Source organism: Lactobacillus sp. wkB10 (genome assembly GCF_000760615.1).
GTDB classification, from domain to species: Bacteria; Bacillota; Bacilli; order Lactobacillales; family Lactobacillaceae; genus Lactobacillus; species Lactobacillus huangpiensis.
On record NZ_JRJB01000011.1, the window covers coordinates 81934 to 92915 of the forward strand.

The following is a 10982-nucleotide window of genomic DNA, read 5'->3' on the forward strand; positions in this document are numbered from 1 at the left end:
TTCTTGTTTCCTAATTAGTTACCTACACCACTATTATAACTAAAAAATAAAAAGTTTCTGTACTATTTGAAATTGAACTGGTAAATACCAGTTGATTAAGCTAAAATTAAGCTATAAATACGAGTTTTATTTTAAAAAGAAAGGCAAAAATATTATGACTTATTATATTCATGCAGATAAATTCTTTCTTGAAAATGTGACAGAACAAGGTGGTTACTTAGAAGTTCAAGATGACGGCAAATTTGGCTTTTACTATACTGAAGATCAAAAACCTGAAGGCAAAATAGTAGACTATAAAGGCAAATGGATTGCACCAGGACTGGTTGACACACATGTACATGGTTCACTAAAAGAAGACGTGATGAAAAGTGATTGGGCAGGAATAAACCGCCTGTCAGAAGGCTTTTTACGGTCTGGCGTTACCAGCTGGCTGCCAACGACTTATACTGCCGGTGCAGATACATTAAGCAAAATTTGCCAGATGTTTGGCGCCCATAAAGGTGAAGAAACTGGTGCTAAAATTCAAGGGTTGCATTTTGAAGGACCATACTTTACTGCAGAACATGCTGGTGCAGAAAACCCTAAATATTTGATTGATCCTGATATTAATCAATTTAATGAGTGGCGTGAAGAATCTAAAGGGCTGCTGAATAAAATATCTCTTGCGCCTGAGAGAAAAGGTGCCCGGGAATTTATCCGTGCTGCTGTTAAAGAGGGTGTAGTTGTTTCTTTGGGGCACTCGAGTGCTGACTTTGAAGAAGCTAAAGCCGGTGTTGAAGCTGGTGCAACAATGTTTACTCATACTTTTAACGGAATGCCTGATCCTTCACACCATGATACATCAATTTCTAACGCTGCGATGGCTCTGCATAATGTTACAGATGAATTAATCTGTGACGGTCACCATGTTCAAAAAGAAATGGTGCGGGCATTGGTTCAGCTTAAAGGTGCCGAACACATTTGTTTAATCACAGATTGTATGGAAGCTGGCATGATGCCTGACGGTGATTATATGTTAGGTGAATTGCCTGTTTATGTTAAAGAGGGCATGGCTCGTTTGAAAGGTGGCAATAATTTAGCCGGCAGTATTTTGCAATTAAAGACTGCGGTCAAGAATGTTGTTGACTGGAACGTTGCTACTCCTGAAGAAGCTGTTATGATGGCTTCTTATGTTCCGGCTAAGAGTGCGCACGTACTCGATAAATGTGGTTCAATTGCACCTGATAAGGACGCAGATTTCTTAGTATTAAACCCAGACATGACTTTAAGTGAAACTTACTTAAATGGTGAGTCACGCTACCAGGCATAAAGCAGCTTATTAATTATTATATAGAATAAAAAACCAATTCATTAATGATGTGAACCCTAAAATTAGGACAAATTTGGGGGTCATATCAAACTTGAACTGGTTTTTTTATTTGCACAATTTTTAATAAAAACTATATTTAAGCACATATTATATACTATATGCTGTTAATATAAGCTTAATTTATTGCACTTTTTACATGCTGGTTATAGTCTAATCATATAGTACGTGCTAATAATAATTAAATAGACGGAGAGTGAAAAAATGGCTAAAACAGGACAAGATAGGTTGAATGACCCATTTTTAAACAAAGGTACTGCTTTTACAGAAGAGCAGCGAGAAAAGTATCAGCTGGCAGGGATGTTACCTCCTAAGGTGCAGTCATTAGAAGAGCAGGCGCGAGAAGTTTACCTGCAGTATCAAGAAAAATCAACTAATTTGGAAAAGCGCATTTTTTTGATGACTGTTTTTAATACTAATAGAGTGCTGTTTTTTAAGGTCTTCAGCGAGCATGTTACCGAATTTATGCCGATTGTGTATGACCCGACGATAGCTGAGACTATCGAAAATTACAGTCATTTGTTTGTAAATCCGCAATATGCAGCATTTTTGTCAATTAATGAACCTGATCAAATCGAAGATAGTTTGAAAAATGCCGCTGATGGCCGTGAAATAAAACTAATAGTGGTTACTGACGGTGAAGAAATTTTAGGAATTGGTGACTGGGGTACACAGGGAGTTGATATTTCTGTTGGCAAGTTGATGGTTTATACTGCTGCAGCTGGTGTTGACCCGGCGTGTGTATTGCCAGTAGTGCTAGATGTTGGCACTAATAATGACAAATTACTTAATGATTCGCTCTACTTAGGCAACCATCAGCGTCGCGTAAATGGTGAACCATATTATCAATTTGTTGATCGCTTTGTGCAAACTGTAGAAAAATTATTTCCGGGACTATATTTACATTTTGAAGATTTTGGCCGAGATAATGCTGATAATATTTTAAAACATTATCGTGATCATATTTTAACCTTTAATGATGATATTCAAGGCACCGGTGTCATTGTTTTGGCCGGAATTCTCGGAGCATTGAAGATTAGTGGTCAGAAATTAACAGACCAAAAGTATGTCTGTTTTGGTGCCGGAACAGCTGGTACAGGAATCGTTGAGCAAGTCTATGCCGAGATGTTGCAAGCAGGCCTACAACCTGAAGAAGCGCGCAGGCATTTTTACTTGGTAGATAAACAAGGTCTGCTTTTTGAAGATACGCCTGAACTAACACCTGCTCAGAAACCATTTGTCAGAAAACGTTCTGAATTTAGCAATGCTGACCAGCTTAAAGATTTAAAGAATGTTGTACAAGCAGTTCATCCTGATATTTTAGTGGGAACTTCAACTCGTTCAGGTGCTTTCACCCAGGATATTGTGACAGAAATGGCAACTCATACCGAGCGGCCAATTATTTTCCCATTGTCAAACCCAACTCAATTAGCGGAGGCAAAAGCAGAAGATTTAATTCATTGGACTAAAGGCAAGGCTTTAGTAGCTACCGGTATTCCTGCTGATCCAGTTGATTATGAGGGCACTAAGTATGAAATCGGACAAGCCAACAATGCTTTGGTCTATCCGGGACTTGGTCTTGGCGCTCTGGCAGTTAATGCTAAGATTTTAAGTGATGAAATGATTAGTGTAGCGGCCCACTCACTTGGCGGCATTGTTGATTCAAGTAAACCAGGCGCAGCGGTTTTGCCACCAGTTGAAAAACTAAATGTCTTTTCTCAAACTGTAGCAAAAGCTGTGGCTAACAAGGCAATTGCCGATCACCTCAATCAAAATGATTTTCAAGATGGTGACAAGGCAGTGGCTGCACTTCGCTGGGCGCCTGAATATAAAGATGAGCAGGAGTGAGAATAAATGCAAGCCTTTATTACTTCATTAACTAGCGTTGTTGAACTGTTGCTTGTAATTGCTTTAGGGTATTGGCTGCGAACCAGTGGCAAACTGGGCGATCAGTTTAAAGGCAATATTTCCTATTTAATTATGAATATTGCTTTACCAGCTTCAATTTTTGTTTCCGTCTTAAAATATTTAAACAGGCAAAAATTATTTGGCTTAACAGGTGGTCTGATCTATGCCATTATCTGTTTTGCTTTAAGTTATTTGTTCGCATGGATATTATGTAAGCTTCTGCGGATCCGCAAAGGCCGCCGAGGTACTTTTATTAACGCCATTACTAATGCCAATACCATTTTTATTGGATTGCCATTAAATATTGCCTTATTTGGACAAAAAAGTATGCCGTACTTTTTAATTTATTATGTGTTAAATACGGTTTCTACTTGGGCAATTGGTGTCTTCTTCATTTCTAGCGATGACCCAACTGAACAAAAAGGAAAACAACAAAAATTCAACTGGAAAAAATTGTTGCCAGCACCATTAGTTGGTTTTCTAATTGCCTTAATTTGCTTATTAGTTGAAGTACCAATTCCTAGTTGGATTACGGCTGTGTTAAGTATGGTTGGCGGCATCGTCACACCAATGTCACTGATCTATATTGGAATTATATTGGCAGATGCCGGTTTGAAGTCAATCCACCTTGACCGCGATACCATTTGGGCATTGCTTGGCCGCTTTATCTTAGTACCGGCTTTAATGATGATTTTAATTGTTGTTGGTGCAAATTGGCTGCCATCCTTGACAGGTCTAGCTAAACAAACCTTAGTTGTGCAATCAGCTACTCCTGCTTTGGCAGTTTTGCCAATATTAGTGGGTGAATCGCACGGGGATGTGCAATACGCTACAAACGTTGTGACTACTTCAACAGTTTTATTCGTAATAGTTGTTCCATTGGTTTTGGAAATCACGCAAATGCTAATATAATTAATAAAAATTCATGTTATAAAAACCCGTCTTTGATCATGTAGATAAGGCGGGTTTTTGTTTGGAAAATATTTTAAATTAAAGTGCTATATTATTAAGTTGTTAATCCAACTTTTTACCAAATCTTTTCTGCATTTTATTGCTGGTATAGCCCAGTTTTTCGTAAAATTTATGAGCACCTAAACGTGATTCTCCTGAATTTAACCTAATTTCTTTCATGCCTAAATTTTTAGCCTGTTTTTCCAAAGTATGCATAAGTTGACTGCCAATGCCTTTCTTTTGCACAGAAGAATCTACTGCTAAAGCCAAAACGTTGAACATGGGGTCAAAATAGGTTTCTTCAAAAACTTCTGCATGCAAATAACCTTCAACTTTTTTGGTACTATCATCTTCAAAGACCCAGAGATAATGATGCGCAGGATCATTTAGCAGCCTTTTAATGTTGGCAGCCGTTTTTTCTATAGGATAATCATAACCTAGTTCAATTTGATTGATTTTTTGAATAGCTGAACTGTCAGTAACTTCACATTTTCTAATCATGAAAATTCCTTTCTTATATTTATTGCTTTATGAGTTAAAGTTATTTTAGCGCTCTCAATAATAGATAGGAAGCTCTTTTGTATGTCTAGATATAATAAAAACACTATTAAAGTGGTACTGCCAAATTTAATAGTGTTTTTTTAATTCTATACAAGTGGTAATATTGGCGTAAGCTATTTCATTTTTGACTAGTGCAAGTGTAAACAAATAAGGAGAGAACAATTGCATTCTAAAGCGGTAGACTCAAAGGCATCTCTTGTAAATTTATTTTGGGATCAATTTTTATTTTTGTGGCAACTAATAAAATTACGCTTTCTTTTTTGGTTAGGCTTAATAAGCTTTGTAATACTGATGTTGAAATTAATGCCGAATTTTGCTATAGTTCCTATTTTTTTCATGGGTGTTGATTTTAACGCTGTTAAATCACGCCAAGTTATTTTGCCTGTTTTTTGGTTTGTTTATTTTGTAGTGCCGCTATTGATAGTCTTAAGCGGTATTAAACAATTGTGGCAAGTAAGAGGAATGCAATTGCGAGGGCTGAGATACTCACCATTAAGTTTCGCTGTAGTTAACATTGGGTTAATGGGATTGATCACCCTCATTTATGTGGCACTAACAGAAGGAATTATGGCTTTAGTGACTGATTTTTCCTGGCTAAAAAATTTTAAACTATTACAATTTAACGGATTATCAGCTTTATTAGTACTGGTCATTAATAATTTTTTAGGAATATTTCTGTTGTTGATAATTCAGGCCACTATCGGTCGCTTCAATGCTCCACTGGGCATAATTATTCCTTTTAGTTGGCTTATAATGACTGTTTACACCACTTGGAAATATAATCCGCTCAATAGTTTAATGTTGTTGCGGGTCAATAATAACAATTTTCTGTTGTTATTAGCTACAACCCTATTAATGCTAATTGTCTATTTAATTACTGACCGTTATAGTGAACCGGATTATTAAAAGTCTAATTCTACTATTTTTAATAATACTAAAATGGTACTATGAATGTATAGAATTAAACGATAATGAAAAAATAAGAAACAAAACTGGCTATTTATAATAGTCAAATTAAATCATCAATATTGCTGCGGCTACCCTCACTCTTAAAAAGAAGGTCTTTATGAAACGTCTGTTTTGGAATCAATTACTATATTTATGGCAAATAATTCGCTTCCGTTTTATTTGCTGGCTAAGTTTGATCTGCTTTTCAATTATTTTTCTCAGTACGCAGCTAATTAACAGTCCGCATACTTCTATATTTAATTTTTTCTTTGCCGATACCAGTCAAGGCGCATCTTTTAATTTTATTTTGTGGCTGGTCTATTTCTTAATACCACTGTTTATTGTGCTAAATAGCTTTAAACTGCTTTGGCAAACTACCATTATGCACCTAAGAGGATTACAAATTCCACCGAAAAATTTTACTGTTGTCACTATGTTATTAATGGGAGTAATAGCTTTTGCCTATGTGTTTGTTACACTTTTAGTTATGTTGCTTGTTACGGCTTTATTTAAATTGCCCTCTTTGTCTTTTTTTGATTTAACTGACTGGCAGGCGATCCCACTACTTTTCATAAACAATTTTTTGGGAATATATCTGACGCTTCTTTTGCAAGGTACAATTGGAAAGTTTAATTCGGCATTGGGTCTGATTATTCCAGCTTCACTTTTGATAATGACATCTCTTTTAAAGTGGCAATTAAATCCTTTGAATTTCTTGATAATTTTGAGATTTAATTTCCCTGGCTTTTTATTATTATTGCTGGCAACTTTGATTATGGTGATTGTTTATGGGATTATTGACCATTTCTTTAGTGTAGAGTAAGGAGCAAAAAATGAGTTTTATTGAATTAAATGAAGTAGGAAAAATAGTGAAAAGACGGCCACTATTGCATGATGTTAGTGCAGATATTCCAGAAGGCAGTATCACTGTTTTAGAAGGAATAAATGGTTCTGGTAAAACGTTAATCTTAAAAGCAATTTTAGGTTTAATAAATACCAGTGGGGAAGTCATAGTTAATGGTAAGAAGATGAAGGTCCAAGAGCCTTATCCAATTAAAGCGGGAATTTTAATTGAAAATCCCAGTTTAATAGAAGAATTTACTGCTTATAAAAACTTAGATTTGCTGGCAAAATTAGATCCGGATATTCAAGAAAAGCAGATTAATGATTTATTGGCATACTTTGATTTAACCAGGTTTCCTAAACAAAAAGTTAAGAAATTTTCACTGGGGATGAAGCAGAAATTAGGAATTGCGCAGGCTTTTCTTGGAGCCTATCCGTTAATTGTTTTGGATGAACCCACCAATGCGCTGGATCATGAAAGTATTGGTAAATTAATCAGATTGATTGATGGGTATAACCATAAAGGTTCAACCTTTATTATTGCTTCGCATGATCATGAATTTGTAAACAAAGTCGCCACGCAAAAGCTATATGTACAAGAAGGAACAATAAATTATGAAAAATAAAAAATTATTATGGAGCTTCTTCATTGTGATAATAATTGTAGTTGGCTGCGTGGGCTTTTATCGCTACCGCCAGGTAAACGCCCATCCTCAGCAGTATGGTGTGACTAAAGAACAGCTTTTTCACAAAAATGAATTGGTAAAAGCCTATCATGTTAACTTTATTGTTCATGAAGCTGCAGTTAAGAAAAGTAAGGATTTTGTACAAGCCAAAGTCAAATTTAATATACGTCAAACTGGCCAGCCATTCTATGGCGAGAAAAAAAACAATCCTAATTTTATAGAAAATATGTATCTAAATAATCCTTATGGTATAAGCAATCCCTCAATAAAATTGTATGACAAAAGTCACCACAGAATTAATCCTGATAAAGCATTAGCGCACGGCAAGCAGCCTTTTACAATATTTTTTACCATTCCGCGTTATTCATATGACATGCGCAATCAAAAATTACGTTTCAGTTTCTTGGTACCAACTAAGAAGCACTATGTCAAATATTCGCTTCTGCTAGAATAGGGAGAATAAAATGAAATTTTTGTGGTCACGTTTGAATAAATTATGGTTATTTTTAGCATTGGCAATAGGGTTAAGTATTAGCGTTGTACAATGTGCTGTTTCTGTGTCTAAATATATTTTTGCGACAAACTCACCTTATACTATGTGGATGTCAATAGATGGATTTACTTTTGTACCTACTATATTTTTTATCTTGTTACCTTTAATAGCAAGTTTACCTGCCAGTACATTATTAAAAGAAGATTTTACCAACGGCTATTTTTATAAATTAAAGATGGAGAAGTCCATTAAACAAATCTTGTTAGGATACCTAGAAATCGCATTTATGACAGGTTTTATTGTGATCGCTGTTCCTTTACTGTTTAACTTCTTATCTTGGTTTATGATATTACCTAATATTAAGCCCGATAACTTACTTAATATTAATATTGGTTCTATGAATTTTACTATGCTGTTTGTCTCCCTTTATTATTCCCATCCGTTTGTCCACGCTATTTTGTCAATTATATTTTCTTCTCTTTGGGGTGGATTGTTCGCTGTATTCGCAATGGTTACTTCTTTGTGGATTAAAAATAAGTTTGCTGCCATGTGTACAGGTTTAGTTTTGCAAATAGTTTTATTATTAATGAACGCAACTATCCATTTGCCATATCTCATAAGTTATTCACCGGCTGATTTCTTACGTGAACTCCCTGGAATTATGACTAACATCTATGTGGTGGTGTTTATGACTGCAATATTATTACTTTATTGTATGATTATGTTTTATTTGGATGAAAAACGATTAGCAGAGTTATAAAAGGTGAAAGTAAAAAGGATTAAGTCCAAATGTAGAACTTAATCCTTTTTAATATGCTTTGATTCTGTTAAGTGGCCAATAGCGATACTTGACAACACCTTCAATTTTACTTCTAGGGATTGCTCCTATATAACGACTATCTTTTGAAACACTCCTATGATCCCCCATTACAAAATATGAACCTTTGGGAACTTTGTTAGTACTTTTCATTTCTTTTAATTGAGAAGGGGAATAAATACTTTTATATTCTTTTGTTCTTGCTAAAGAACGAATTGAAAAGTCAGCAGTATAAGAATATTTAGTACCATAAAAGCCGTCTTCATTATCCGTCAGCTTAAATCCAGGTTTTAAATAGTCTTGGTTTATTTTTTTGCCATTAACATAAATCTTATTATTTTTTCCAGTAACAGTTTCACCCGGCAATCCTATAATTCTTTTTATATAAAAGGAATTACGTTCATCCGGAGCCTTTAAAATGACAATTTCATTTCGTTTCAATTTGCTATTGCGATTAGCTATAACTCTTTCTTGATTTTCAAAAGTTGGTTGCATCGAGATGCCAGACACGGAACATTTGACTATTAAATATTTTGTCAGTAAAAAATTAATTAAAATAAAAATCGCAAATAAGACTATTGTATATTTTAAAAAATCATAAAATTGTTTTGTCTTCTCATTTTTTTCGTTATTCTGATTATTTGCCATAAGTAAGTCCTTACAAATAAAATTACATATTAATATAACTAGCCTGTGGTTAATAGATAAATTATAGGCAGATAAATAATTAAAAGTCAAAATAATCTGAAAACCAACCTAAAATTAAACAAATAACCTATTTAGATGATACAAACTTCTCCAAATTTTGGAGATCATAATCTATATCAGATCATAAGGCTATTTCTGTTTTTATTGTAGATAGCAAGTGATAGTTATAAAAAATTTGCATTCAAAAAAGAACCAGTACAAAACAAAAAGGACTAACTTCGTTAAATATCGGAAGTTAATCCTTAATTGAAATCTATTAAACAGAGTAAAAAGTATTTAGAATGGTCTCGTTAAAGCCAGCATACTATTAACTTTTAATTCATCAGCTGGAAGAAACCAACTATTCTGTTGATTCTTTAAGGTGAGTGTAATTTGTTTAACCTCTTGCAGGCTGGCTGTATTTGAACTATTAATTTGCTTTGCATATGCTAAAGCTGCATCATATGTTTCATGTCTGTATTGCTGATAATTCTCACTTGCTTTAACTTTTTCATCTTGACTGATTGCTTTTTGCAGGTCTTGTTTATCAGTTTCAGTAGATACCTTGGCGTCTGCCTTGGCTTCATCTACTGTATTAACAGGCTTTAACAATGGTCCAGAAACAAATTCGCTGTCAGCTGCTTTAACAAAAGTCATACTGTCTTTGTTAATTGTCTGGAGAGAAATGTCACTCACAGTTGTATTTGGAGCAAGGTGGTAATATAACTCAGCCTTGTTTTCCTTGTTATTCCAAATGTATAGTTCCTCATCAACGGGTATGAAAGTGCCTTTAGCAAAAGAAGTAGTTGCACCGTTTATTGCCGTTAGGTTTGAACGAGCCTGTCCGTTGGCATCATAAGCATCGATATTCTTGCTGGCAGAAACATAAGTAAAATATGTATAGTTAAGAAGCTGCTGTCTTGGCTTTTTATTTACTATAGATGTGGCGAAAAAGCCTGTCTTTGTTCCGCTTATGCGATAACTAGCTCTGTATGATGGTCCAGACAATACTTGAGAGACGCGATCAACTTTGACCTTTTCTCCAGGTTTAATACTTGTACGCTCTTTACCGGTGCCAACCTGTATAGCACTAGTTGTATTAACTTTCACACTTACATCAGTTGTGTAAAGTGGTTTATTATCTATCTGCCCAACATTGGCCGCATTAACATAGCCGCCAGCTCCAATACTATAGTAGTATTTGCCGCCAATTTTTTCATAGGGGAGCCATGACTGATTATAGTTATCATCATTGACTAGGAAATACTGCTTGCTATTCCGGTCAATTTTTTCTACAGAACCAGAGTATTTCAAAGGGGTACCTTTGCGCAAATGCGTATTCTTTTTACTGCCACGGAATTTGTATAGCCGTTTACCATTCTTATCGTAAACATAAGAATTGTAATTGAGCTCCAAGTTGCCATCTTGTACCTGCTTGTTAACAACACCGACATTAGCCGCCTTAACGTAGGCACCACCGGTTAAAGGATAGTAGCTTTTACCATTAATCGAAGTTGTTTTGGCACTACCGTTTACAGTGGTGCCCATACGCAATGTCCCTTTACCGTTATAATAGGTGCGCTTGCCCTGAGCCGTATAAACATAAGAATTATGATTCAACGTGAGAGTATCAGTCTTAGCAGCTAATACTTCTGTATTGCTTGGCATTACTGCGGGTAGCATAGGACTAATAGCAAGAATGCTTGCTATGGAAGCATAAAC

Annotated in this window: 11 protein-coding genes; 8 read left to right on the forward strand and 3 right to left on the reverse strand. The window is 35.1% G+C overall.

The features are described 5' to 3' along the window. Nucleotides 1-154: 154 nt before the first annotated feature. The 3 genes from nagA (at nucleotide 155) to LACWKB10_RS08365 (ending at nucleotide 4186) form a co-directional block, all read left to right on the forward strand. A complete protein-coding gene (gene nagA / locus LACWKB10_RS08355; RefSeq protein WP_034981109.1) occupies nucleotides 155-1309 on the forward strand; it encodes an N-acetylglucosamine-6-phosphate deacetylase in 1155 nt (384 codons plus the stop codon). A 261-nt stretch (nucleotides 1310-1570) separates the two neighbouring features. Further along, the gene (locus tag LACWKB10_RS08360; protein WP_034981111.1) at nucleotides 1571-3214 is read left to right on the forward strand and encodes a malolactic enzyme; all 1644 of its coding nucleotides are present in this window, start codon (nucleotides 1571-1573) and stop codon (nucleotides 3212-3214) included. Between the two features lie 6 nt (nucleotides 3215-3220). Next, nucleotides 3221-4186: an AEC family transporter gene (locus tag LACWKB10_RS08365; protein ID WP_034981112.1), complete on the forward strand. Its 966-nt coding sequence runs from the start codon at nucleotides 3221-3223 to the stop codon at nucleotides 4184-4186. Nucleotides 4187-4288: 102 nt separating this feature from the next. Here LACWKB10_RS08365 and LACWKB10_RS08370 read toward each other — a convergent pair whose 3' ends face one another. Continuing rightward, the gene (locus tag LACWKB10_RS08370) at nucleotides 4289-4726 is read right to left on the reverse strand and encodes a GNAT family N-acetyltransferase (protein ID WP_034981114.1); all 438 of its coding nucleotides are present in this window, start codon (nucleotides 4724-4726) and stop codon (nucleotides 4289-4291) included. A gap of 222 nt (nucleotides 4727-4948) precedes the next feature. Here LACWKB10_RS08370 and LACWKB10_RS08375 point away from each other — a divergent pair, with 222 nt between their 5' ends. The 5 genes from LACWKB10_RS08375 (at nucleotide 4949) to LACWKB10_RS08395 (ending at nucleotide 8516) form a co-directional block, all read left to right on the forward strand. Further along, nucleotides 4949-5692 (forward strand): hypothetical protein, encoded by a 744-nt coding sequence (locus tag LACWKB10_RS08375; protein WP_052060367.1) that lies wholly within the window; start codon nucleotides 4949-4951, stop codon nucleotides 5690-5692. Between the two features lie 160 nt (nucleotides 5693-5852). Next, nucleotides 5853-6557, forward strand: coding sequence for a hypothetical protein (locus LACWKB10_RS08380; RefSeq protein ID WP_034981115.1), 705 nt, complete (start codon nucleotides 5853-5855; stop codon nucleotides 6555-6557). 10 nt (nucleotides 6558-6567) lie between these two features. Beyond that, nucleotides 6568-7203: an ATP-binding cassette domain-containing protein gene (locus LACWKB10_RS08385; RefSeq protein ID WP_034981118.1), complete on the forward strand. Its 636-nt coding sequence runs from the start codon at nucleotides 6568-6570 to the stop codon at nucleotides 7201-7203. Continuing rightward, nucleotides 7193-7717, forward strand: a complete 525-nt coding sequence (locus LACWKB10_RS08390) for a hypothetical protein (RefSeq protein WP_034981121.1) — start codon at nucleotides 7193-7195, stop codon at nucleotides 7715-7717. The genes LACWKB10_RS08385 and LACWKB10_RS08390 overlap by 11 nt, the downstream gene beginning before the upstream one ends. 10 nt (nucleotides 7718-7727) lie before the next feature. Beyond that, nucleotides 7728-8516 (forward strand): membrane protein, encoded by a 789-nt coding sequence (locus tag LACWKB10_RS08395; protein WP_034981123.1) that lies wholly within the window; start codon nucleotides 7728-7730, stop codon nucleotides 8514-8516. Nucleotides 8517-8564: 48 nt separating this feature from the next. Here the strand turns inward: LACWKB10_RS08395 and lepB are convergent, their stop codons facing one another. Together lepB and LACWKB10_RS08405 are read right to left on the reverse strand one after the other, a co-directional pair. Further along, the gene (lepB, locus tag LACWKB10_RS08400; protein WP_034981125.1) at nucleotides 8565-9221 is read right to left on the reverse strand and encodes a signal peptidase I; all 657 of its coding nucleotides are present in this window, start codon (nucleotides 9219-9221) and stop codon (nucleotides 8565-8567) included. Nucleotides 9222-9557: 336 nt separating this feature from the next. Beyond that, nucleotides 9558-10982 (reverse strand): SLAP domain-containing protein (locus LACWKB10_RS08405; protein WP_200878509.1); only part of this gene is annotated, 1425 nt, incomplete at its 5' end.